Origin of the sequence: Veillonella sp. S13053-19, assembly GCF_002959835.1 — a bacterium.
Classification (GTDB): domain Bacteria; phylum Bacillota; class Negativicutes; order Veillonellales; family Veillonellaceae; genus Veillonella; species Veillonella rogosae.
The window spans coordinates 20,893-44,559 of record NZ_PPDA01000015.1; the positions used below are offsets into that span (position 1 = coordinate 20,893).

Sequence of the window (23,667 nt, forward strand, 5' to 3'; positions counted from 1 at the left end):
CCAGGGCCGATGCCGATTACTTTGATATTACCTGTGCAATGGCTACCGTTGTTTTGGGATAAATTGTTTTGTACTGTATTAATGTTCGGCTCTTGGCCGCTAGTAATGCCGTTGTCTCGCATACGTTTCCTACTCCTATAGTTCCTTTTACAAAATTAGATTCTTTTAATTCTTCTTCTTCAATGAGTGGTGCCATCTCGTCCTGTGTATAGAATACGATAGGCCACCCCATAATTTGCATAGCCTCTAAGAGGCCTACTTCGTCTTGTTTAACGATGACCGATGCTGCCGTTACAAGGCTCTTTGGTGAAAGCTTATGCGCTGCTAGCGACTGTTGTATGGCGTCAAGGATTAATTCCTTCGGCGTATCTCGACGACAGCCAATGCCCATCGTATAGGTCCGAGGGCGCAAAATCAATTGATGACCATACTCGGTTATTACTTTGTCCGTAATGACCACCCGAGAAGCCCCCTCTTCAGAGCTTTCATGTTTACATGGAATAGAATCTAGTTGATCCAAAGAAATAACGTGAACCATGCCATGTTCACCAATATGAGCTTTTGTAACTGCCTCTAAATGCTCAGCATTCGCTAAGCTTGCATCGATATAATAATCAACCTGCTCTCCCCCAACGATGGCAGAGTTCACATTGATTAAGGTTTGGAAATTATCCACCAACAGATGGTCATGGCGCGCCAACACGTCAGGCGCTGGCAATCCGTTTACATCCGTAGCGGTTGTAATAACTGGGTCCGCATCGATGGCCAGCGAAATGGACTGCGTCCATTCGTTGGCGCCCCCTAGGTGACCAGATAACAAGCTAATTACATGGTGTCCTACTTCGTCCATTACAACTACTGCAGGATCCTTGGATTTATGCTCAATATATGGTGCAATCATGCGCACTACGATACCGAGTGCCATAATACATAACACTTGGTCGTAATCTTTAAAAATCTGTCCTATATGTTTTTTGAGGGAATCAAAATAAATGGCCTCACCACCAGAGGGACGATTTTCTTTTTCAAAGCAATCTGCATGAGGTGCCACCAAAGACTTGATGCGTTGACCTAGCTTTGCACCTCGTTCAGACACAGAAAGAATAGCTGTTCTATTCTTCTTGTTTCCCGTCAAAGGCGCAATAGTTTCTAGTTCTTTCATCATACTAGTCCTTAGCACTGCGGTACATGTGAGCAAAGCCTTTGTCGTAAAGCTTAGATAATTCGTATTCGCTATCTAATACATGGCTTACTACGATCATAGCTTGTCGCAATACGCCCTCTTTCGCTACGATGTCCGCAATAGTTTCCAATGTGCCACGGATAATGCGTTGGTCTGGCCAAGACGCTTTTACAACGATTGCCACTGGAGTCGTTTTGTCATAACCGCCCTCGATGAGTTCAGCTACAACCTTATCTAACATTTGAACGCTAAGGAAAATACACATAGTTGCTTCATGAGCTGCTAACATGCGCAATTTTTCCTTTGGAGGCATTGGTGTACGGCCTTCCATGCGTGTAATGATAACTGTTTGGGACACATTAGGTAATGTGTATTCTTGTTTTAATGCCGCTGCTGTAGCAAGGAAAGAGCTTACACCTGGCACGACTTCATAAGAAATACCCATGCCAGCTAGTGCATCCATTTGCTCTTGAATCGCACCGTAAATAGCAGGGTCACCCGTGTGAAGGCGAACTACGCTTTTGCCAGCCTCCACAGAAGCTTTCATAACAGCCAATACCTCATCAAGGTTCATGGTAGCACTGTTATGAATTTCACAGCTTGGTTTACAAGCCTCTAAAATGGCAGGGTTTACCAAGGAGCCAGCGTAGATAACAACGTCTGCCTCTTGCACTAAACGATACCCTTTGCGAGTAATTAACTCGGGATCCCCAGGGCCTGCGCCTACGATATGTACGTCAACCATATTACTCTCCTTCTGCGATACGCGTTGCAGATACAATGAAAATTGGACTCAATGGGTCTAACAAATGATATGGACCAGCCTTGCGGTAACGGCTGATAGACATTTGGTAACCTTCATAGGTGAAAGGCCGACCTTTCAATTCTTTTAAGATTGTATAACCAGTTTCCATCGTTACCGCAGTAACCACTAGACGACCACCTACTTTTAATAGACGTTGCGCCTCATCCATGATGCCTGTCATACCACCAGCACTACCGCCGATGATAACTGCATCAAGCGCAGGCAATTCTTCCATGCCTTCAGGAGCTTTGGACTTAATCACTGTCATATTATTTACATTGAATTTCTTCATGTTTTCATTGATAAGGTCGATGCCTTTATCAAAGCGTTCAATCGCATATACATGCCCTTTAGGAGCTGCCAAGGCTGCTTCAATAGAGATAGAGCCCGTACCAGCACCTACATCAAGAACGATGCTATCCTCCTCGATGCGCGCCTCGTTCATAACGGCTTTGCGAATCTCGCATTTCGTCATCGGCACGTCGCCGCGGATAAATTCTTCATCAGGAATTCCGAAAAAATGTCTCATCCTAGTACCACCATTACAGAGTGACCAAATCCTTCTAGCTCAGTTAACACCTCTAGCGTAGAGTCTACAATTTTTTCATCATCATAGCTCAAGCGCTCAAGGGCTGCTGCTCTCGTTTCTTTGGGCCAACCTGCATCTATTAAAATACGCGCAATATGCGCTGGATTATATTCAGGATCCGTTAAGAACCCCATCTTTTTACCTGCTTCATATACGAGTTTCTCCGGTGCCGGTTGGCGACCGTGAAAGCTCATTAAATCCGCATCATGCCAGACCTCATTAAGTCGTGCGAAGGCAAAGGTCATAGAACTAATGCCGGGCACAACCTCAATAGGGTTAGCAGTAAATTTCTTTTTCAAATACGGTAACAAGCTATAGTAGCCTGTATCACCGCTTACCATAACTACAACATCATGGTCGTTGAGCTCACGCTCAATTTGCTCAGCCAGTAAGCTAAGCTTACCCGTTACAGGATATGTAATTTGGCCAGGCTCTTGAAAGTCCTCTAAAGAACGTTCACTACCTACCAATACTGTGGCATGTTTAATTAAATTAAGGCCTCTAGGCACCACATAATCAGGATTACCCGGACCAATGCCTACGATATACAAGGTATGTGCCATTGTTCAAGCTCTCCTATCTCTTTAGCATGCTTATCCATTGCCAAAATCTCGCCCTTTAAGGTGGTAATAATGATACCTACCTCTGCTTCGTTAGCAATATATCGCTCACTACGTAACGATGCACGATCTACCACACGTTGGTACACCCCAGTCAGTCCTTCACGCTCCAATATTGGGAACGTAGACTCTGTAGTTTGGCAATTAAATAGCTCTTCACACACCGCTTGGGATGCCCCTTCAAGAGCAGCATAAGCAACAATGCTTTCCATGCGACCATCACTCATGCGATTGTGTGTATGGAAACTACCACTAGCAAGTTTTATTAGCTTACCAATATGACCGATGATCAAAATACGCTTGAAGCCAATTTGTACTGCCTTTTCCAGCATAAAACCGATAAAGTTACTTGTTTCTGCCATTTGGTTCTTATGAATACCTAGCACTTGCTCTGCTAAATCCTGACCAATACGGCCCGGCACGAGAACAGCCGTTTCACAACCATTAGCTTTCATAACCTTTAGCTGAGGCACTAACGAGTTTTTGAACCCTTCTTCACTCATAGGCTTAACGATACCCGTAGTACCGATAATGGAAATACCACCTTCGATCCCGAGGGTATGGTTTAAGGTTTTCTTAGCTAAGATCATACCGTTTGGTACGCTAACTGTTACTGTTACACCTTGACCATGTACACAATGCTCTTTAAAGACGATGTTCATCATCGTACGAGGCCCAGGATTGATAGCCGGTTCTCCAGGCGGCATCGCAAGGCCCGGTTTAGTTACCGTCCCAACGCCAAAGCCAGCTCGGAATCGTAGTTCACCAGTATCATCAAGGGTCACCATCGTTTCCACATCATTGCCATGGGTTACATCAGGATCGTCGCCGCCGTCTTTCATAACGGTCACCTTAGCTTCTGTATCGGATATAACCTCTACGGCTTTAATAGGTACCTCAATATACTGACCTTGAGGATTTTCAATGACCACTTGGTCCACGATGTTCTTATCTAAGAGGGCCAATAAACCAGCTTTCATACCTGCCGTAGCACATGAACCTGTGGTATAGCCACCCTTCATGTCCTCTACTCTCATAAGGCCTCCTACACCGATAGGGTTAGCGATTCCAAGAAATCAAACTACCCCTATCTTATGGACATATGTTATTAGGAACGGAAGTTAACGAATTGCAATTCTACAGGGATATCCAATTGTTTTAACATTTGAATTACTGCTTGCAAATCATCTTTATCTTTACCAGATACACGCACTTGATCCTCTTGGATAGATGCTTGTACCTTAATTTTCATGTTTTTAATTGCTTTTACTACTTCTTTAGCATTTTCTTTTGTAATGCCTTTTTTAATAGTAATGATTTGGCGAACTGTAGCACCAGCAGCTGGTTCAACTTTGCCGTAGTCAAGATTTTTAATCGCTACGTTACGTTTAACCATTTTGCCTTTTAAAACATCGATAATGGCATTCAATTTATATTCATCATCACCGATGATTTTGATAGTGTCACCTTCAAGACTAATTTCCGCTTTAGAACCACGGAAATCATAGCGCGTACCAATCTCTTTTTTCGCTTGGTTTACTGCATTATCTACTTCCTGCATATCCACTTCGGACACAACGTCAAAGGAACAATCTTTAGCCATTTTATACCTCCTACACCTGAACCCGTTGGGCATGGGGTTCATAGCATTACTTTCATCATCCTCATATTCCAAGTGAAAGTGTAAAAGTACACCAAATTGGAATACATCTCTATAATTATACCTTAAAACAGGCTTATTTTCTAGGTATATCGATATTTTCAATTATAACTATTAGGACAATAAAAATACGATAAAACTAATGATATTTAATAGTCTTAATAAGCTAATATAAAACAATATACCCAGCAGCAATATGTATCATATATTACTACTGGGTATTTATTAATAAATATAGTAATTATAAAAATTACAGATTATCGTGTTGGTAACACAATATTTTGACCAGATGGTTTACTTGGATTCATTGCATTTGGCAAATCTTCAACAGTTGTATTTAGATCTGTATCAGCCGCTACAACAGCAACAAATTTTTGACCTGGTTCATAGTAAATATTAGTCCCCTTCATGAAGAGACCACCTACTAAGCTAACAGCTGCAGCAACCGCAACTGCACCATTGTCAGAATGACCTTTACCTTTTATTTGAGCATCAAGAGGAACAGATACACCATTAATAGTCTTAATTTCATTAATGCTAAATTCTAATCGTCCCTTACGGCCGAACATACCATTTTTTCTAGATTTAGTAATAGTACCTAATACTTCTTGATTAACTGGTATTACTACAACATCATTGATAAGAAGATTTTCCAGTGTTTTTAATCTAAATGTATTGCCTTCTTTACTTCTTCTAGAGCTAATTGGAGTCATTAATTCTAATTCAATCTTAGTATCCTTAGGAATATAAGCATGACCATTAGCAATTGAGCTTGTACGTACACTTGTAGACATTTCATCACTTTTTAAAAGTTGAATTCGATTAACACCAGATGGCATTTCCGTTTTTACAAGAGCACTATCAGTCTTAGGTTGTTCTACTACACTTTCTCCATGAACAACAGTCGGCATTAAGCATCCTAAACTAATACAGCCTACAGCAAGAAGTTTCAAAAGAGCTTTAGAAGATTTCATATATACCCCCAAAACAAATAAAAACATATAACTATACATTACGTGTTTAGTATAGCACATTATGAATTTTTAATGAACTCATTATCATCTTAATATATGACGTAACCTTAAACTAGTAAGCTTATAATATTTGAACCTCTTCATATATAGGCTGAACAACTAACTCACCTTTAGTATTAATTACTCCCCATTTACCTTTAATTTTTACAGAACTATAGCCGTGATAAAATGCACCTGCATCAGTTACTTCCTGGGTAATAGGTGTCTCTATAATTGTTCCATCAACAGAAAGAATTTTATAAGTTCCAGCCTTATCATATAGCCAAGTATATGTATCACCTAAGAAATTTTTTACTTTAGTGGATTTATCCCCTTTATAAATAATTCGGCCATCAGACATATCCACAACATAACGAATGCTTTCATTGGTAACATTCATATGATGTTCACCAATAAAGTCAATAGAATCATATTTAAATGGTATCTCTTGCTTACCTGTTTCCATATCAAAAATACCATATTTTTTAGTATCTTTATTTTTCAATGTCACCAATACGCCGTTCACATCTATTGAGCCAGGTTCATAATTACCAGGTTGAATTACATACTGACCCTTACGATTCATAAACCCTAACTTACCATCATTCCGAACAAATGTCCCAAATCGTTCCATAGGGTATACATAATCATTCTTACTATCTATAACAATATTACCATTACGATCAATATATCCTCGTTTCATACCATCTTCAATAAAATTACCAAGACCATCAAGATATACTCCGCCATGATTATACATATAGCCTAAACCAACAAGACCTAAGACTCCACCAAGACCAAAATGACTCACTTTACGACGATATTCTGCTAAGCCATTTTTAAAGTTATAAACCTCATTAGAAGGTGCCGTAAACACGATATTCCCCTTACCATCTATAGCTACAACTTTACCATCAAGTTTAACAAATGCTCGATCTTCACTAAATTTAGTAAAATACTCTTCCAACTCTTTAAATTTTGCAGGAATAACTACGTTACCTTCAGCATCTGTAAATCCAGTTTTTCCTTTTTCTTTAAAAATTCTGTATGAGTCACTCGGATATTTCTCTAAATTAGTTTGTTTATCATAATCAGTTAGATTTGAAATTTCATCGGTCAACTCGCTAGAAGATTTATAAAGAGCTTCCTTTGCTTCTTCCCCAGATTTTAAAACTGTACCATCCGCTTTAATTTGAATAACTTTATTTTTACCTTCTTCCACAAAGAATGTACCATCTTTATTGTAAGATGATTTTAAATTTTTATAGGCTGGTTCAAGTACGATTTGACCGTTAGTTCCTATAATCCCCCATTTACCATTTACTTTAATTAAACCTAAATAACCTAGTTTAGCCAATCGATCATCATTCATACTCACAAAAGCTTTATTTACATAAGTTGGTTGTTGCTTTAAAGAACCTGCAATAGGCATAAATGTATCTAAACTACCGATACCAACCCCTACGCCTACAGACGTACTACTGGATTTAAAAGATGACTTTTCAGTCGTAGAAATAGTTTTAGGAGAAGTTGATGTAGTATGTTGTTCACGTGTAACTCGAGTACTAGTAAACGTTGGTGTATCTTGGTTTGTTGCGGTAGTACTACTAGTAGATTCTGTGGCTGCGAAAGCTGTTGTAGACATAGCCGCCAACACACAAGCGACTAATAAGGATTTCTTGTTAAGATTCATAAACCTCTCCTTTTACAAATTAAACTTAGGTACAAAACAATAATAACTATACCAAAGCCATATATTAAAAATTTATAAATTTTATTAACATAAATTATACTATATAGAGCTTAATAAAAACAACAAAGGATGAAAAATTCTTCATTTATCATTTATTTGATATAATAAAAGCTATGAAAACAGCAACGATAATCGACTTGATTGTAGATTCTGATGTATATACACAGTCTATGAATCATATTATAAAACAACAACATATTTCTCAGCGCATGAGGCGGCGTCTACGAAATGAGGGTATCATAACGGTTAATGATGAGCCCGCCACTTGGAATACTCTAGTTCACGGTGGCGATCATCTTGTCATGAAGTTAACGCCAGAACAGGAATTCAGCCTCTGCCCTATGGATTTAGATATCCTCTATGAAGACGAGCACATCTTGGTCATAAACAAAGCGGCTGGTGTTCTTATGCATCCTACCTCGACCGTGCGAGATCATACACTAGCTAACGGAGTGCTATATTATTACCAAGAAACTCATCAGCATTATGATTTCCATCCGGTACACCGATTAGATAAGGATACATCTGGTATTGTCATCATCGCTAAGACTTCAGTAGTGCAACATGCATTTGATAAAAAGCATACACCCTTCTATAAAACTTACGATGCTATCGTTGAGGGAAAACTTCCCGCTGTACCTTTAACCATTAATTGGCCTATAGGGCGTAAACCAGGCAGTATCATTGAGCGCTGTTGTACTAATGAAGGAAAGCCAGCTCGCACAGATATATCTATTGTCGACCATAATACTTACATTAGTAGCAATAGTGAACAGCACTTCACTCACGTGCAATGCTTATTACACACAGGGCGCACTCATCAGATTCGAGTTCATGTATCTCAATTAGGCTATCCCCTTGCGGGCGATGACTTATATGGGGGCCATTTAGATTATATCCAGCGCCAAGCACTACACGCAGCGCGCGTCAGCTTTCACCATCCAATGACAAATGAATGGCTCGAGCTAAGTGCGGACATGCCACAGGATATGAAAGATCTAATACAGTAATTCATAAAACAATCAACAAATCACTAGAAATCTACCCACGTGGGTCATTAAGCAGAGGCTAATTTTATGCATAAGTTATACAAAAAAGATTGGCCCTTTATAGTGTTTCTTGATATACTTAATTTGATTGATATATGATTGCAATAACACTAGTATTTCATCTAGTTTTTAGTTGCTTAAAATACTGCAGTCACAGTATTAATAACAGATATGACAGGCCCTAGGGCCAAGGAGGACAACATGCCATTAGTTACTACTACAGAAATGTTTAAAAAAGCCTACGAAGGTGGCTACGCTATCGGCGCCTTCAACGTAAACAACATGGAAATCGTACAAGGTATCGTAGACGCTGCTAAAGAGGAACAATCTCCTCTTATCTTGCAAGTATCTGCAGGGGCTCGTAAATATGCGAAACATATTTACCTTGTTAAACTTGTGGAAGCAGCTCTTGAAGACAGCAATTTGCCAATCGCGCTTCACCTTGACCACGGCGATTCCTTCGAAATTTGTAAAGACTGTGTAGACGGCGGTTTCACTTCCGTAATGATCGACGCTTCTCACCATGACTTTGACGAAAACGTACGCATTACAAAACAAGTTGTTGAATATGCACACGCTCACGGCGTAGTAGTAGAAGCAGAATTGGGCCGTTTAGCTGGCGTTGAAGATGATGTAAACGTATCTGATGCGGATGCACGTTTCACTGATCCAGAACAAGCTGCTGAATTCGTTCGCCTTACAGGCGTAGACTCCTTAGCAATCGCTATCGGTACTAGCCACGGTGCTTATAAGTTCAAAGGCGACCCTTACCTTGACTTCGATCGTTTGAAAAAAGTTGGCGAATTATTGCCTAACTTCCCAATCGTATTGCACGGCGCTTCCTCCGTATTACCTGAATTCGTAGCTAAATGTAACGAATTCGGTGGCAACATCCCTGGTGCACAAGGTGTGCCTGAAGCAATGCTTCGTCAAGCAGCTCAAATGTCCGTATGTAAAATCAACATCGATACAGACCTTCGTCTTGCTATGACTGCATCTGTACGTGAATACTTGGCTCAAAACCCATCCGAATTTGACCCTCGTAAATACTTAGGACCTGCTCGTGATGCTATTAAAGGCATGGTAGCTCACAAAATTAAAAACGTGTTAGGTTCTTCCAACACTCTATAATCTATGGCTAGCGGATTTTTAAAAGGAACATTAATCCTCACCATAGCCGGCTTTGTGGTGAAAGCCATCGGTAGTATTAACTGGATTCTACTATCCCGTATTTTAGGCGGTGAAGGTATCGGTATCTATCAGATGGCCTTTCCAATTTATTTATTGCTATTACAAGTTTCAAGCGCAGGTGTGCCAATTGCCATCTCTATTTTGACGGCAGAGCGATTAGCTCTCAACGACTACACAGGGGCTAAACGAGTATTCAACATTTCCTTTACAATGCTTACCATTACAGGTCTAATAGCCAGTCTTGCCATGTTCTTTGGCGCCGATTGGCTCATCTCAAGTGGTATCATTCAGGAAAGTCGTGCCTACTACTCCCTCATTGCGCTAGCGCCAGCCATTTTCTTTGTTACTTGGATTTCCTGCTTCCGCGGTTACATTCAAGGTTATGAAATGATGACACCAACGGCGATGAGTCAAATTGTAGAGCAAATATTACGGGTTGTGGTGATGCTAGGTGCGGCAGCTATCTTGTTACCATACGGTTTGCCAGAGGCGGCCGGCGGTGCCAGCTTAGGTGCAGGTATCGGTGCCTTTGGTGCCTTCCTAGTCTTGTTATATTATTACTATAAATTGCCTAAGGCTCCTGCTACAGGTGAAAGCTTTGAAGGTGAACGAGAATCCTCTAAAGAGGTTTTATCGCGCCTCATTTGGCTTGCCTTACCAATTTCCTTAGCAAGTATTATGTTACCATTGACGGCCAACCTTGATTTGATCATCGTTCCTCGCCGATTATTGGTGGCAGGCTTCTCCCTCAATGAAGCGACGGAGCTTTTCGGTTACTTAACAGGTATGGCGGTACCGCTTATTAACTTGGCTACCATTATTACGGCAGCCCTTGCAACAAGCATTGTACCATCTATCTCTCATGCCTTCGCTAAGCGTGATCATGAAGGTATCTACGACCGTACAGCTGGTGCTATGCGCCTATCCTTTATGGGTACTGTACCGTTCACGGTTATGCTCTATGTATTGGCAGCGCCAACAGTTACATTGATCTATAATGCGCCAAAGGCTGAAATGGCAACACAAACTGTGGCCTTTGCCATCTTCTTCCTCGGCATTCATCAAGTAACGACTGGCATCTTACAAGGCCTAGGAAAACCTAGAATTCCAGTGGTAAACATGGCCATTGCCATTATTATCAAGGTAATCTTAAACTGGAACTTAACAGCAATTCCAGAACTTGGCATCGGCGGTGCTGCGTGGGCAACTGTAGCAGATATCGGCTTTGCGGCCTTACTCAACTTGATTTACATCAAAAAATATACAGGCTACTTCCTCGACTTCTCTATCCTTTGGAAAAACGTGGTTAGTGCCGGTATCATGGGCGTACTCATCTACATGAGCTACCAAGCTCTATCTACCACACTACCTATGTGGGCTAACTTCTTGCTTACAGGTATCGAAGGCTTAGTATTGTACGTAATTATTATGGTTCTCCTAAAAGGCCTTGATAAAAACGACGGTGCTGGTATGCCGCTCATTGGTAGATTCTTTAGATAATTATATAAACACCAAGAGGACTGACTCATTTGAGTCAGTCCTCTTTTTATACTACCTATATAGATACTATTTATAGAAAGTTTTTGTATCACCAAAAACATCAGGTGGTACACCTAGACCTAGTTTTATCTTATTATAGTTTGCTTTATTTTTCTTATTATCCACATATTGTATCATGTCTCTAATTTTATAGTTACTTATATGAATATCGTGTGGTTTTTTTACCATGTATGTATAACGATAATTTTCATCATATACCGTCATAGTAAATAATGTGTATTTATCTCCTTCAACCTCTAAATACACACCTGGTGTAGCATCATTCCAAACAGTAGCTGATTGAATTGGTTTCCCTTTACTTAACGATTCAGTATAAACAAAATCATTTAAATAGTTAAATAAAACATTTTGCTTTTTCACATTATCTATAGATGATAAAGGAGTAACAATGATTTCTTCTTTTATATTTCCAGAAGAATAATTTACCTTATAGCCCCCATTCTTAAGAGTCTCACGACCAGTGTGCTTACTATTTTTAAATACTTGGAAAGTAAAGTTTTCTACACGTACTGGAGTCGTATTTTCTAAAATAGCTGATGCAGGTTTGATAGAAGGCAAAATCATATTAACTAATGGTGCCATAGTTGAATTCATGATTTCTTGTTCATTATCTTTCAAAACATTATGATTTAAACGACCACTCATCTGATAACCTATGTGATAACTTCTGGTAGGTGATGTGGGGAGTGTAAAATTTAATGTACCAATTATATTATCTGAATCATATTTGATTACATCCCAAGTTGCCTTCTCAATGCCTTTATATGAAAAGGTACCACTACCTAGCATTTTAGAACCATCAGGACGTATATCCCCTTTGCGCCCTTCAAATTCCTTACGCAGTATATCACTATTCAGCTTACTATATTCAATATCGGTATTCTCCCAAAGATTGCCCTTTGGTTGAGGCCGAACTTCATAACCTAATTGAGCAATTCGAGAAAAAATACGTCCCATTCTAAGGACATCTTTTGTATTATCTAACCTTGCAATTCCTATACCACTTTCATAAGGAGCTGTAAATTTTATATCTGACCCATTATCACGCAAAATTAAAACTGTCCGTGAATACATAATTGCATTATTTAACTCTTTAATAGCATAAATATCAGACTCTAACTTTGATTTATCATAATTAGGATTATTTGCTCGAATAGCAGGTATTTCTTTTTCTATACTCTGTTCCATCAAGCGCGTTACTTTAGGATCTATACGATAATGCTGATACGCATTTTCTGGTGCAGAAGGAAAAGCACCGGGAATATTAATATCAATCCCATAAGACTGCCCTACACCTAATGTAATACCTAAAAGACCTAAAGTTATTATTCGTTTCAAATTCATAAATAATCTCCTCTATATACTAGCTCTCAAGTTAACAAATATTATATCTAATTATTAAATTTTTATCAATTTTATTTAAACTTTAATTATAAATATATTGTTTGATACAGCTAATCATGGAGTGTATAAGATTTGTTAAACGTCTTATAGATTATAAAATCTTTAAACTTGTATCAATATTGTAGGTACAAAGTTTTTATATAGATGAAGTAATATATTAACCATACACAGTACCATAAAATAAGGAGAAGGAAATTAACCTTCTCCTTATTTTATGCCGTTATTCCTATCGTCGTAAGGATTTCCATTATTATGGGTATAACTACCACAAATAGTATAGTACTAATCATGACAAGGCCTGTAGCAAAGGGCAAATCGGATTTTGCTTCGTTAGCTACGATTGGCAGTACTGCAATGACTGGGCCAGCCGATTGCACTACAAATGTAATAATAGCAATTGGCTCTAGTACTATACCTGCTCCGTATTGTAGACCCATAATTACACAGAACATAATAATGGGTGAAATCACAAAACGACCTACGATACCACCGATAGAATCTTTATTGAGGCTCATACTCTTTAAGCCTGCATCATGAAGGACAATACCAATATAAATCAAAGATAATGGTGTTACCATATCACCTAAATAATTCAGTGTATTATGTAAAATTGGAGCCAACGGAATTTCAAAGAATAAAAAGATTAAGGCTGTAAAGAAACCTAATAATGGCGGTGGTAATAACTTCTTCCAATCAAACTTAGGCTTTTGAGCTGTAGTGGACTGAACTGAGGTGCTATTTCCAAGTTGATCCCACTCATCATTAGCCAAGCCATTTTCCACAGTTGGCAGCGGATCTAATTCAATTAAAAATACCCCTACGAGCCACACAGATATGGTATTACCAATATAATAGAGCAAGAAATATGGTAATGCTTCAGGTCCAAAGAGTGCAATCTGCACAGGTAAACCTATAAATAAGCAATTATCATTCACTACCATATTGATAAAAATACCGCGCCGCCCTTTAGGTACTTTCAACAGTTTCATCATGATGAAAGCAACGATATAGGCAATTACATAGGTTAGCATGACTACTAACATGCCATATCGTAAATCCCATAGGTCGGACATATGTAGGTGATGTAATACAGAAACAAAGACGCCAGCCGGCAAAATGACGGACATGATAAAGCGCGATAAATTACTACTGAAGGTCGGGTTAAACATGCCCCGCCCTTTTAAGAAATATCCTAACGAAATGAGTAGCACTATCGGTATGATACTCTGTAAGGATGTGAGAAAAACCATAATAAACCTCCCGAACAGTTGATTCGTAGTCTATCATAACATGTTTTCATCGATTTTAGAAAACCGTTCTAAGAATAGACTCACCTTGCTATTCACTTAGTGTATATCCATACAGAATAACTACCCTATAATCACGGTACATAGTATTAACCATAAAATCTTTATAATTCAATAAATTAATAGTATAAATTATTCTAAAAATCATTTATACTTAAAGAGTAAATATACAATATAGTCCGTACATGAGGTGATAGTATGAAAAAACCATATATCGGTATCTCTGGCAGTATCTTACTAGGTAGCGCTGGTTCTGATGTAGACCTGCCACGCTCCTATGTAAACCTTGATTACACTCGCTCTATTGAAGAAGCTGGTGGCATTCCTATTATTATTCCTTTCACAACAAATCTTGAAATCATTCAAGATACAGTGGCGCATCTCGATGGTCTACTATTATCTGGTGGTCATGATGTGTACCCACTGCACTATGGTGAGGAACCATTACAAAAACTGGGTGAAGTATGGCCTGAACGTGATCATTTTGATTTTGCTTTGTTGAAAGCTGCTGAAGAAAGACAAATTCCTATCTTTGGTATTTGTCGCGGCATGCAAGTATTAAATGTATACCGTGGCGGCTCCTTGTATCAAGATTTAAGCTACGACGAAACTTGTACAATAAAACATGCCCAAAATCAAACGCCTGAATTAGGTACGCATACAGTTGATATCGAGTTCGAAACTAATCTTGCTAGCGCAATTGGTCGCTCTACTTGGGTTACAAACTCTCACCACCATCAAAGTGTAAAAACAGTTGGTAAGGGCTTACAAGTTGTAGCTCGCGCTAAAGACGGCACTGTAGAGGGTTTAGAAGATCCCTCCTACCCATGGATGGTAGCTACTCAATTCCACCCTGAAATGATGACACCAAAAGATCAAAGTGCAACACGTTTATTTGATGCATTCATTGCAGCGGCTCAAAAAAACTAAAGAAAATAATAGCAAAGCTCCACACCTTGAACCGACCCCTTAATGTTAGACCAAAAATCTTAACGTTAAGGAGGTCGGTTTTTCTATGGCAAAATATAACCTTATATTTAAATTAAAAGTCGTTACCGCATATCTAAATGGCGAGGGTGGATATGAGTATTTAACTAAGAAATATGGTGTAAAGACTACATCGCAGGTTCGTCGTTGGATTAGTGCATTTAAAGAATTTGGTAAAGATGGTTTGTGTCGAAAGCGACATAATACAAGATATACTTCAGAATTTAAGCTAGCTGTGGTAGAGTCATACTTAACTAGTGAATTATCGTATCGGCAAATTGCATTACAATACGGGCTGAATAATCCTTCATTAATAGCTCGCTGGAAATCGGATTTTATGAAATATGGGGCCAATACTTTTGTCGAGCGACCGAAAGGACGAATACCTACCATGAGTCGAACAGATGAAAAAGTAAAGATTAGCACACATACTGAATCTCGTAACCAAAAGAAGAAAAAAGAATTAACACCAGAGCAAGCTCGTATTTTAGAACTGGAAAAACAATTACGCTATGCTCAAATAGAGAATGCCTATTTAAAAGAATTGAGGAGATTGCGCCTCGAGGATGCTCGGAAAATGAAAGAGCAGCAAGAATCATTAGCAGTCTCCGAAGAGAATTCAAACTAACTGAGATTCTTGCTGCCTTATGTTTTCCAAAAGCAACATATATGTACTGGCAACAGCGCTTTGACCGAGTAGATCCAGATCTACAAATACGAATAGCTATTGAAGATATTCGTAAAGACCATCCCAACTATGGATATAGAAGATTGTTACCCTTGTTACAATCACGAGGTATTGTTGTTAATAAGAAACGATTACAACGAATTATGCAAAAGTTCAATTTGCAAGTAATAGCATTTTCTCGTAAGAGCCGAAAATATAACTCATATAAAGGTGTTAAAGGACGGATTGCACCTAATCGCATTAAGCGTAGATTCCATTGTAATCAACCACATCAAAAAATTACTACAGATACAACTGAATTTAAGTATTATGAACTAGATGCAAATGGTGCTTTGAAAGTCAGAAAACTATACTTAGATCCATTTATGGATTTATATAATCTTGAAATTATCAGTTTTAGTATAAGTCCTACACCATCAGCTGAGTCTATACTTTCAGCACAGAAACAGGCGATTGAAAAGACTGCTGATGCTAAGTATAGGCGGACATTTCATTCTGATCGTGGTTGGGGTTACCAAATGAAAGCGTATCAACATAATTTAAAAGTGCATAATATATTCCAAAGTATGTCTAGAAACGGTAATTGTCTCGACAATTCACCAATGGAAAATTTCTTTGCCATCTTAAAACAAGAGCTGTATTATGGCAATACTTTTCATAGCTATGATGAGTTAAAAATGGCGATTGAAAACTATATTATGTATTACAATACTAAACGAATTAAGGAAAGATTGAACTGGCTAAGTCCAATTGACTATCGTTTAGCTACTACTGCAGCATAAAAAATTCCGAGCAACCAGTTTTGGTTACTCGGAATAAAAAGTCTAACTTTTTGGGGTCACTACACCTTAGTTGTGGAGCTTTTTTATGCTTATATTAGTATACATCTTTAGAAATTTCTTCAGAATACTCATCAAAAATATCTTCAGTATACTCGTCTAACAATTCCTCATTAAGATCTTCTTCAATATAACCAACTTCATCAGTTGCTTCATCTTCATCCCGTGTATCAATATAGATACTGATAAGCGCTAGTGCGCCCTCTTCATTAAGCGTAGCTATGAGACTCATTGGACCATATGTCAAAATGAGTCCATCCTCTTCATCACGGATGATATGAGGCACCGCATCAAAGTGTTGATTCATAATCTGATCAAAATAATCTTCTACATCGAGGCCACTTTCAAGGGTTATAGATTCAGCATCGCCCTTTTGGAATACTACACGAGTATCTTCATCGATATATTGATAAAAATCATCTACATCTACATTCGCCGTTTCAAGCCACATACTTAAGGCTGTAAGCCAATCTTTCACAGTCATTGGCGGCGTAATAAAAGCATACTCACTTTCATCAGCGCCAAAGCGAAGATCATCATAGTCAATACTATAATTTTCCTGACTAGAAACGATGCGATCTACTAGGCCCTCATCGTTGACATCTACGAAAATCATGTACACGTAATTATCGCCGCTTTCATAAGAAACAGTCAAACCATGACGGCCCTCATGGAATAGCGCATCCTCCTCGTACACATCGGTAATATGCATTACCTTACACGTAACAGGTACATTATCAGCCTTAATAGACTCAGTCATAGAGGATAAAAACTCAATACTTTCATTACGATTGCGGCCAATAATACCACGCCCTGTGGACATGTACTCGCAATCCTCGGCTAGAATATTTTCAATGCCGTGAATATCTGCGGATTCGAGAATAGATTTTATCAATAAAAGAGCTTGTATTTCAGTCATACTACTTCTCCAAATCTTTTTTAACTATATCTTCAATATTAGCAAGATCAACATTGCCCTTGAATTTCTCAGGAATAGCAACTAATCTAACATCAGTTAACATATTACGAAGTTGTTCTTTAGTATAGGACATATTTCTATCATAATACAATATACTAGTAAAGGCTGTTCTTCCATCCATAGTATAAAACAACATCATGCCCTCATGATTAGCCTTTTCTTGTTCCACCAGAATTCCTGGCACCCCATCATTCCATACAATACGCTTAGCGAAGTAAACATAGCCTTCAGGCGATTTAATGGTATTAATCATCACCTCATTAAAGAAACTATCTAACTCGATAGAATCTGTCTCGTTCTCCTTATCTATCGTTTCTACATAGACAGTATGTGTTATACCAGAAGGACTTTTATAGGATAAACCATTTTTAACATCTCTTACGGAACCCTTAGCTGTTGCATCATTAAGAATGCGATAGATAAAATTTTCACCGTCTATTTTTGTTGTATGAGAATATGCATTACTGTCTGTTAGTGATTTTATAGATGGTAGCACATAATTAACAAGAATAGGACTTATTACCTGCCCCATATCCCGCTTAGCTTCAGATATACCTACATGATATCGAATCGTCGAATCATTAGCAAAGGCAAAGTGTAAGTCAGAATGAAACTGATCTTTATTATTTTTCTTAACTTTTCCATATAAAGAAGACCAGTAACTATCTGTTAATCCTGAATAGGGAAAACTCGCGCCATGGATATCTTCCAGTTTATAAGAAAGTGATTTAAATTCTTTTATATTTATAGGTCGCTCATAATCTTTACGTAAATCATCTTCCGTAATCGAATCAAAGGACTTACCTATATAATCAGAACTTTGCCAATTTTGTTTATTCTCAACAATTAAACCTATCGTTATATCATTAGAGAAAATATCATAGGCTGTAAATTTATCAGTTATATTATTTTCCTGCACTTTATAATAACTCATATACGGTACAAGAAAACGAATCCCTTTTCCATTATGATCAATAATCTCTGTTTGTCCCTCATACATATTAAGGGGGCCTACATAGCTTTCTCGGATAGCTAGTTCAGCTTCCTTTTCAGACAGGCCATTTTCTATGTACAATTGCTTAGTTTTGGCATACTGTTTACTCTTTTGAAAGTCTCTCAATGCTCCATCTTGTATATTTTTAATTGAGGAATCACGATGTACATAACTTTCATAAGCATTTGCAGGAATTCTATGATCAGCACCAGGAATATTAACATCAACAGCTCCTGCCAAAGCAGTAACCAAACTGATATATACTGAAAGTGCTATTGTTTTACGAATCATGTATCTCTCCAATTTTAAAACTCTCAACTATAGTACATTAATTGTAACATAGCCTAATTTTTTATGAAATTTTTCTTCTTCTGTCTTATAATAGAGTCATTAATATATATATTTGGAGGCCTTTATGAAATATACAACTATCGTTTTCGATTGTGACGGCACATTGCTCGATACATCTACAGATTTATTTAATTCCGTGAACTATGTACTGCGTAAACATAATTTTCCTGAGCGCTCTATGGCTGAGGTGAAAGCAAAACTTGGCAATGCTGTAGCTTATTTAATGCGTCATTGCTTACCAAGTACTGTGGCAGATAGCGATTTAGAATCATATATCGACGAGTTCAAAGCCTACTATGGAGAGCATTTAAAAGATACAACTGCACCCTATGATGGTATTCTAGACATGCTAGACCTATTACGTAAAAAAGGATATAAAATAGCTATTGTATCTAATAAAATTCAAGAAGGCGTTACACCTTTAAATAAAGAATATTTTGGCGATCGCTTACCTATTGCTATCGGTGAAAGACCGGGCTTACAACGTAAACCTGCTCCAGATATGGTACTCCAAGCATTAAAAGAGTTAAACTCTACTCCTGAAGAATCCATCTATATAGGTGATTCTGAAGTAGACGTAGCAACAGCAGAAAACTCTGGCTTACTTTGCATTGGTGTTACATGGGGCTTTAGAGAGGAATCCCTACACCAAGAACTAGGTGTACAACATATCGCACGTAATGCAGAAGATATTTTAAGTATTGTGGAAAACTTAAATAAATAACATCCTAAATTATAATCATTAATCTATAACAAATTCATATAAAATAACCGATTTACATCTTAAAACCGCACAAAAATAGGAATTAAAATATTTTTTATCTCATTTTTCGCGGTTTTCTTTTATTTTCTCTAATTTATTTCAACTTTCACATTATACTTTTTACGCATAGATACTATTTCTAATCTATTGCCTTGAAAATGTGATATATGTTACATTTATGAGGCAGTACTTTCACATAGGTTATCTGCCAATTCAGTACACATAGTATTGATTGGAGATGGCAGTACATATACCCGTGAAGATTTGGCTGTATAGTTGTAGTTAGTTAATGGAGAATTGTGAAACAAATGGAAAACGAAGTAAGAAAAGTTGAAATGAGCGAAAATGTAGCTGATCCTACTGGTCTTGGACTACTTGGTCTCGCTGTGGTATGTTTTGTAGTATCCACGTCCCGCGTAGGCTGGTCTGGTCCAACAACATCTGTTATTATCCCTTGGGCAGTTTTATTAGGTTCTATCGCCCAATTAATCGCAAGTTATTTTGATTTCAAGAAAAACAATCCATTCGGCTCTGTTGTATTCGGTGCTTACGGTTTATTCTGGTCTGCTATGGCTGGCGTTTGGTTGATCCAAATGGGCTCCTTTGGTCCTGAAATTCAAAAAGGTTTTGATGTAACACAATTGGCATTCGCTTTTGTAGGCTTCTTAATCTTCTCTATCTTTGGTACAATTGCATCTTTAAAAACAAACAAAGTTGTATTCGCTATCATGTTCTTAATCTGTTTCCTATTCTTTGGTCTTGCAACAGACCTATTCTTAGGCGGCAAAACAGGCTTCTTCGCTCTTGCAGCATGGTCTGAGTTATTTATCTCCCTATTGGGCTTCTATGGTTCTGGTGCTGTACTTGTAAACAAAGTATTCGGCAAAACTGTATTCCCTATGGGTAAAAGCATTCTGTAATAGTTTAACAACTATACAAATTACTTGCACGATAAAAGAGGTTCCTATTGGTCACCTAGGTGGCTATTAGGGACCTCTAATTTATTTACTTTTACGTTCCACATAGCTATATTAAAATTGAGGCCTATAAATGGCTCCATTCTTAGCTAACTTTATAGAGATTGGCAGTAAGATTTCCATCAATTGAATCATTAGTATGATATAATATTAGATTATTAAGTTATGTATTTGAAAGGCGGAAAATATAATGCAACAATCATGGAAAATTGCATTTGCCTACATAGGTGTTATTGTAGGTGCAGGACTCTCGAGTGGACAAGATCTTCTACAATATTTTATAAGTTTTGGCCAAATAGGTCTTGTTGGTGTTCTATTACTAGGTCTATTAAATGCCGCATTTGGTAAAATCATGCTTTCTTTAGGGAGCTACTATCGTGCAGACAATCATGAAGAAGTTTTTACACAGATTTCCCATCCTATTATTACAAGAATACTTGATTTTGTACTAATCGCTGGTAGTTTTATTATGGGCTTCGTTATGATAGCCGGTGCAGGATCAAACTTAGAACAACAATTTGGACTTCCTTTTTGGGTTGGCGGATTAATTTGCTCACTTTTAATCATAACCGTATCATTTATGGACTTTGATAAAATTACCAGTGTTCTAGGTGTTTTTACACCTATTATGATTGTAATGATATTCATCATTACAGGTTACTCTTTTATTGGTAAAAGTCATGATTGGGCTGCGTTAGATACTATAGCCCACACAATCAAACCAGCCACAAGCAATGTATGGTTTTCTGTCATTAATTATTATTCTCTATGTGCTATGACAGCTGTTTCTATGGCCTTTATTTTAGGTGGTTCTGTTGTTCGTATTGGTATTGCTGAAAAAGGTGGCACTCGTGGCGGCCTATTAGTCGGATTAGTTGTTTTTATAGCTGCTATCTCTATTTATGCCAATCTAGATACAGTAAAAGATGCAGATTTGCCGATTCTTGCTATTGCCAATCAAATTCATCCTTGGCTAGCATATATATATGCAATCACAGTCTTTTCACTTATTTTTAATACAGCATTCTCTCTTTTTTATTCTATTGCTAGACGTTTTGCCAACGGCAGCACAAAAAGAATGAGAATTGTTATTATTTTTGTAGTAACTATAGGATATATATGTAGTTTCTTTGGTTTTAAAGATTTGATTAGTATCCTCTACCCAATTCTCGGTTATATGGGACTATTACTCCTAATTATTCTTATTTATGGCTGGCTCCGCGATCGTAAAGATATCATTATGGAAAAACTCTTCCGAAGAAAGATGATCCATTTATCACTAAAAAAACATAGTCCTCACAAAACACTATCAGAAGAAGAACGTGAACTATTCCACACATTAGGTGATATTAGTCAAGCAGATACAAAAGCTCTAAAAGAAGATATTCATGATGTAGCAAAAGAGATACTTTCAAATACGGAAACAGTTCAAGACTTAAAAGACTATGTGGAAGAGCATCTCTCAGTAGACGAAGAAGTTATACATCAAAATATCAATATTCTACAAGAACAACAGGAAGAATCAAAATCAACTGAATCTTCTAAAGGTAGACCTATCAAAAAGTCTAATATAAATAACAATGAAGTAAAATGAATAACGAGGAAATAATGACCAGTGTAGAATTAGAAATTATATTAAAAGCTGGAAAAATACTTCTTAGTAGTGGTGCTGAAATCAGTCGTACAGAGGATACTATGAACTACATAGCACGAGCTATGAATTTTAAAGATTTAGAAGCCTACGTATCCAATAGAGGTATTTTTGCAACTGCTAAGAAAGCTGATGGAACTGAAATTACTCGTATTTGTAACGTTCCTGAAGTCGATATTAACCTCAGTAAAATTGAATCTGTTAATGCTCTCTCCCGACGTGTCACACAAAAAAATATTACTATTGAGGAGATTGAAAGTGAACTTAATCAAATTGATACCATGTCAGACTATTCTTTTTTTTGGAGATTAGTAGCTTATACGTTAGGAGCTTCGGGCTTTAGCTATGCAATTGGTAGTTCTATAACAGACTCTATAATTGCCGGTATTATAGGCTTAATATTAGGCGTCTATATGTGCACGATTAAAAGAATACTTAACTCAGATGTATTAATCACCATTTTAGGTAGTATTCTAATAGCCTTATTGGGTAATCTCTTTATCCACTTTGAATTAGGCTCCAACCTATCAGTTATATTACTAGGAGCCATGATTGATATTGTTCCCGGAGTTCCTTTCGTCAATGCGATTAGAGAGTATAGCCAGAATAACTATAATACAGGAATAACCCTTATGATGGGTGCGTTACTTACCTGTATTTCCATGGCTGTAGGGGTCGCAGTAGTACAATCACTACTCTTCAACACACAAATGATTCCTCTTTATACCTCTAATTTAGATACTAATTCCTTAACCTCTATGTTTATGCGTAGTATAATGGCTGGTATTGGTACTACAGCATTTGCAATCTTATTCCGTGTAGCTAAACAACATTTTATCGATTGTACAATATTAGGATTCATCTCATGGTTCTTGTTTTTAACATTATCTTCACTACAGTCTAATGTTATGCTCTCCATATTCATCAGTGGTTTTATCATTGCCATTTCTTCAAGAGTACTGGCAGTTAAACGAAAATGCCCTGCTATAGTCTTCCTAATGACTAGCTTATTCCCTTTACTACCAGGGCTCAGCTTTTATCGATCCATTTATTATATGCTAATGGGACAAGAAACTATTGCCATTAGCTTCGCAAAAGAATCCTTTTTGATAGCTTTTACAATTGCTATATCTATCGCAATTGTAAAACATATAAAACCACTACGAATCCCAAAAAACACTTATAAATAATATAACCTTATAACAAATTCATATAAATTACTTGCCCGACAAAAGAGGTTCCTATAAGTCACTACTGTGACCATTAGGAACCGCTTTTATTTATAACTATATTGTGCTAATTAG

General features: G+C 37.6%; 21 protein-coding genes. 9 read left to right on the forward strand and 12 right to left on the reverse strand.

All coding sequences use genetic code 11. The annotated features are described in order from the left end of the window. Nucleotides 1–16: 16 nt before the first annotated feature. The 8 genes from VEHSUH06_RS09500 to VEHSUH06_RS09535 all read right to left on the reverse strand — a co-directional run bounded on the left by VEHSUH06_RS09500 (nucleotide 17) and on the right by VEHSUH06_RS09535 (nucleotide 7,563). Nucleotides 17–1,162 carry a cobalamin biosynthesis protein gene (locus tag VEHSUH06_RS09500; protein WP_199179795.1) on the reverse strand — a complete coding sequence of 382 codons (1,146 nt, stop codon included), beginning with the start codon at nucleotides 1,160–1,162 and terminating at the stop codon, nucleotides 17–19. 4 nt (nucleotides 1,163–1,166) lie between these two features. Then, nucleotides 1,167–1,928: a precorrin-4 C(11)-methyltransferase gene (cobM, locus tag VEHSUH06_RS09505; protein WP_024064141.1), complete on the reverse strand. Its 762-nt coding sequence runs from the start codon at nucleotides 1,926–1,928 to the stop codon at nucleotides 1,167–1,169. A gap of 1 nt (nucleotide 1,929) precedes the next feature. Then, the gene (gene cbiT, locus VEHSUH06_RS09510; RefSeq protein ID WP_105098694.1) at nucleotides 1,930–2,517 is read right to left on the reverse strand and encodes a precorrin-6Y C5,15-methyltransferase (decarboxylating) subunit CbiT; all 588 of its coding nucleotides are present in this window, start codon (nucleotides 2,515–2,517) and stop codon (nucleotides 1,930–1,932) included. Then, nucleotides 2,514–3,140, reverse strand: a complete 627-nt coding sequence (gene cbiE, locus VEHSUH06_RS09515) for a precorrin-6y C5,15-methyltransferase (decarboxylating) subunit CbiE (RefSeq protein WP_009351756.1) — start codon at nucleotides 3,138–3,140, stop codon at nucleotides 2,514–2,516. Before cbiE ends, cbiT begins: the two co-directional genes overlap by 4 nt. After that, complete coding sequence (gene cbiD / locus VEHSUH06_RS09520; protein WP_105098695.1) at nucleotides 3,116–4,234, reverse strand: cobalt-precorrin-5B (C(1))-methyltransferase CbiD; 1,119 nt, start codon at nucleotides 4,232–4,234, stop codon at nucleotides 3,116–3,118. Before cbiD ends, cbiE begins: the two co-directional genes overlap by 25 nt. A gap of 71 nt (nucleotides 4,235–4,305) precedes the next feature. After that, entirely contained in the window at nucleotides 4,306–4,800 is a 495-nt protein-coding gene (locus tag VEHSUH06_RS09525) for a YajQ family cyclic di-GMP-binding protein (RefSeq protein WP_004696277.1), read from the reverse strand. Between the two features lie 314 nt (nucleotides 4,801–5,114). Beyond that, complete coding sequence (locus tag VEHSUH06_RS09530) at nucleotides 5,115–5,831, reverse strand: hypothetical protein (protein ID WP_105098696.1); 717 nt, start codon at nucleotides 5,829–5,831, stop codon at nucleotides 5,115–5,117. 121 nt (nucleotides 5,832–5,952) lie between these two features. After that, entirely contained in the window at nucleotides 5,953–7,563 is a 1,611-nt protein-coding gene (locus VEHSUH06_RS09535; RefSeq protein WP_105098697.1) for a WG repeat-containing protein, read from the reverse strand. Nucleotides 7,564–7,736: 173 nt separating this feature from the next. On the opposite strand from VEHSUH06_RS09535, the gene VEHSUH06_RS09540 reads away from it, so the two are divergent. From VEHSUH06_RS09540 to VEHSUH06_RS09550, 3 genes are all read left to right on the forward strand, one after another. Further along, entirely contained in the window at nucleotides 7,737–8,633 is an 897-nt protein-coding gene (locus VEHSUH06_RS09540; RefSeq protein ID WP_105098698.1) for an RluA family pseudouridine synthase, read from the forward strand. A 240-nt stretch (nucleotides 8,634–8,873) separates the two neighbouring features. Beyond that, nucleotides 8,874–9,803, forward strand: a complete 930-nt coding sequence (gene fba / locus VEHSUH06_RS09545) for a class II fructose-1,6-bisphosphate aldolase (protein WP_105098699.1) — start codon at nucleotides 8,874–8,876, stop codon at nucleotides 9,801–9,803. A 3-nt stretch (nucleotides 9,804–9,806) separates the two neighbouring features. Then, nucleotides 9,807–11,363 (forward strand): polysaccharide biosynthesis protein, encoded by a 1,557-nt coding sequence (locus VEHSUH06_RS09550; protein WP_105098700.1) that lies wholly within the window; start codon nucleotides 9,807–9,809, stop codon nucleotides 11,361–11,363. Between the two features lie 66 nt (nucleotides 11,364–11,429). On the opposite strand, the gene VEHSUH06_RS09555 is transcribed toward VEHSUH06_RS09550, so the two are convergent. Further along, a complete protein-coding gene (locus VEHSUH06_RS09555) occupies nucleotides 11,430–12,767 on the reverse strand; it encodes a hypothetical protein (RefSeq protein ID WP_105098701.1) in 1,338 nt (445 codons plus the stop codon). A gap of 272 nt (nucleotides 12,768–13,039) precedes the next feature. Next, the gene (locus tag VEHSUH06_RS09560) at nucleotides 13,040–14,077 is read right to left on the reverse strand and encodes an AEC family transporter (RefSeq protein ID WP_105098702.1); all 1,038 of its coding nucleotides are present in this window, start codon (nucleotides 14,075–14,077) and stop codon (nucleotides 13,040–13,042) included. A gap of 255 nt (nucleotides 14,078–14,332) precedes the next feature. Here VEHSUH06_RS09560 and VEHSUH06_RS09565 point away from each other — a divergent pair, with 255 nt between their 5' ends. Together VEHSUH06_RS09565 and VEHSUH06_RS09570 are read left to right on the forward strand one after the other, a co-directional pair. Beyond that, on the forward strand, nucleotides 14,333–15,064 hold the full coding sequence (locus tag VEHSUH06_RS09565; protein ID WP_105098703.1) for a gamma-glutamyl-gamma-aminobutyrate hydrolase family protein: 732 nt from the start codon (nucleotides 14,333–14,335) through the stop codon (nucleotides 15,062–15,064). A gap of 85 nt (nucleotides 15,065–15,149) precedes the next feature. Continuing rightward, nucleotides 15,150–16,591, forward strand: a protein-coding gene (locus tag VEHSUH06_RS09570) for an IS3 family transposase (RefSeq protein ID WP_105098704.1) whose coding sequence is annotated in 2 segments (ribosomal slippage) — nucleotides 15,150–15,738 and nucleotides 15,738–16,591 — 1,443 coding nt in all. Because the reading frame shifts where the segments join, the coding sequence is not laid out codon by codon here. 94 nt (nucleotides 16,592–16,685) lie between these two features. Here VEHSUH06_RS09570 and VEHSUH06_RS09575 read toward each other — a convergent pair. Together VEHSUH06_RS09575 and VEHSUH06_RS09580 are read right to left on the reverse strand one after the other, a co-directional pair. Beyond that, complete coding sequence (locus VEHSUH06_RS09575) at nucleotides 16,686–17,567, reverse strand: hypothetical protein (protein WP_105098705.1); 882 nt, start codon at nucleotides 17,565–17,567, stop codon at nucleotides 16,686–16,688. A 1-nt stretch (nucleotide 17,568) separates the two neighbouring features. Next, on the reverse strand, nucleotides 17,569–18,912 hold the full coding sequence (locus VEHSUH06_RS09580; protein WP_105098706.1) for a hypothetical protein: 1,344 nt from the start codon (nucleotides 18,910–18,912) through the stop codon (nucleotides 17,569–17,571). 124 nt (nucleotides 18,913–19,036) lie between these two features. On the opposite strand from VEHSUH06_RS09580, the gene VEHSUH06_RS09585 reads away from it, so the two are divergent. The 4 genes from VEHSUH06_RS09585 (at nucleotide 19,037) to VEHSUH06_RS09600 (ending at nucleotide 23,553) form a co-directional block, all read left to right on the forward strand. Further along, complete coding sequence (locus VEHSUH06_RS09585; protein ID WP_105098707.1) at nucleotides 19,037–19,696, forward strand: HAD family hydrolase; 660 nt, start codon at nucleotides 19,037–19,039, stop codon at nucleotides 19,694–19,696. A gap of 347 nt (nucleotides 19,697–20,043) precedes the next feature. Then, entirely contained in the window at nucleotides 20,044–20,655 is a 612-nt protein-coding gene (locus VEHSUH06_RS09590; RefSeq protein WP_105098708.1) for an acetate uptake transporter family protein, read from the forward strand. A gap of 247 nt (nucleotides 20,656–20,902) precedes the next feature. Beyond that, nucleotides 20,903–22,306 carry a hypothetical protein gene (locus VEHSUH06_RS09595; RefSeq protein ID WP_105098709.1) on the forward strand — a complete coding sequence of 468 codons (1,404 nt, stop codon included), beginning with the start codon at nucleotides 20,903–20,905 and terminating at the stop codon, nucleotides 22,304–22,306. Between the two features lie 14 nt (nucleotides 22,307–22,320). Further along, nucleotides 22,321–23,553, forward strand: a complete 1,233-nt coding sequence (locus tag VEHSUH06_RS09600; RefSeq protein ID WP_105098710.1) for a threonine/serine exporter ThrE family protein — start codon at nucleotides 22,321–22,323, stop codon at nucleotides 23,551–23,553. Nucleotides 23,554–23,667 lie beyond the last annotated feature (114 nt).

What these genes read in the sequence shown, in the direction of transcription:
- VEHSUH06_RS09500 (WP_199179795.1), bottom strand. Translation starts at nt 1,162, where the DNA reads ATGAAAGAACTAGAAACTATTGCGCCTTTGACGGGAAACAAGAAGAAT.
- cobM (WP_024064141.1), bottom strand. Translation starts at nt 1,928, where the DNA reads ATGGTTGACGTACATATCGTAGGCGCAGGCCCTGGGGATCCCGAGTTA.
- cbiT (WP_105098694.1), bottom strand. Translation starts at nt 2,517, where the DNA reads ATGAGACATTTTTTCGGAATTCCTGATGAAGAATTTATCCGCGGCGAC.
- cbiE (WP_009351756.1), bottom strand. Translation starts at nt 3,140, where the DNA reads ATGGCACATACCTTGTATATCGTAGGCATTGGTCCGGGTAATCCTGAT.
- cbiD (WP_105098695.1), bottom strand. Translation starts at nt 4,234, where the DNA reads ATGAGAGTAGAGGACATGAAGGGTGGCTATACCACAGGTTCATGTGCT.
- VEHSUH06_RS09525 (WP_004696277.1), bottom strand. Translation starts at nt 4,800, where the DNA reads ATGGCTAAAGATTGTTCCTTTGACGTTGTGTCCGAAGTGGATATGCAG.
- VEHSUH06_RS09530 (WP_105098696.1), bottom strand. Translation starts at nt 5,831, where the DNA reads ATGAAATCTTCTAAAGCTCTTTTGAAACTTCTTGCTGTAGGCTGTATT.
- VEHSUH06_RS09535 (WP_105098697.1), bottom strand. Translation starts at nt 7,563, where the DNA reads ATGAATCTTAACAAGAAATCCTTATTAGTCGCTTGTGTGTTGGCGGCT.
- VEHSUH06_RS09540 (WP_105098698.1), top strand. Translation starts at nt 7,737, where the DNA reads ATGAAAACAGCAACGATAATCGACTTGATTGTAGATTCTGATGTATAT.
- fba (WP_105098699.1), top strand. Translation starts at nt 8,874, where the DNA reads ATGCCATTAGTTACTACTACAGAAATGTTTAAAAAAGCCTACGAAGGT.
- VEHSUH06_RS09550 (WP_105098700.1), top strand. Translation starts at nt 9,807, where the DNA reads ATGGCTAGCGGATTTTTAAAAGGAACATTAATCCTCACCATAGCCGGC.
- VEHSUH06_RS09555 (WP_105098701.1), bottom strand. Translation starts at nt 12,767, where the DNA reads ATGAATTTGAAACGAATAATAACTTTAGGTCTTTTAGGTATTACATTA.
- VEHSUH06_RS09560 (WP_105098702.1), bottom strand. Translation starts at nt 14,077, where the DNA reads ATGGTTTTTCTCACATCCTTACAGAGTATCATACCGATAGTGCTACTC.
- VEHSUH06_RS09565 (WP_105098703.1), top strand. Translation starts at nt 14,333, where the DNA reads ATGAAAAAACCATATATCGGTATCTCTGGCAGTATCTTACTAGGTAGC.
- VEHSUH06_RS09575 (WP_105098705.1), bottom strand. Translation starts at nt 17,567, where the DNA reads ATGACTGAAATACAAGCTCTTTTATTGATAAAATCTATTCTCGAATCC.
- VEHSUH06_RS09580 (WP_105098706.1), bottom strand. Translation starts at nt 18,912, where the DNA reads ATGATTCGTAAAACAATAGCACTTTCAGTATATATCAGTTTGGTTACT.
- VEHSUH06_RS09585 (WP_105098707.1), top strand. Translation starts at nt 19,037, where the DNA reads ATGAAATATACAACTATCGTTTTCGATTGTGACGGCACATTGCTCGAT.
- VEHSUH06_RS09590 (WP_105098708.1), top strand. Translation starts at nt 20,044, where the DNA reads ATGGAAAACGAAGTAAGAAAAGTTGAAATGAGCGAAAATGTAGCTGAT.
- VEHSUH06_RS09595 (WP_105098709.1), top strand. Translation starts at nt 20,903, where the DNA reads ATGCAACAATCATGGAAAATTGCATTTGCCTACATAGGTGTTATTGTA.
- VEHSUH06_RS09600 (WP_105098710.1), top strand. Translation starts at nt 22,321, where the DNA reads ATGACCAGTGTAGAATTAGAAATTATATTAAAAGCTGGAAAAATACTT.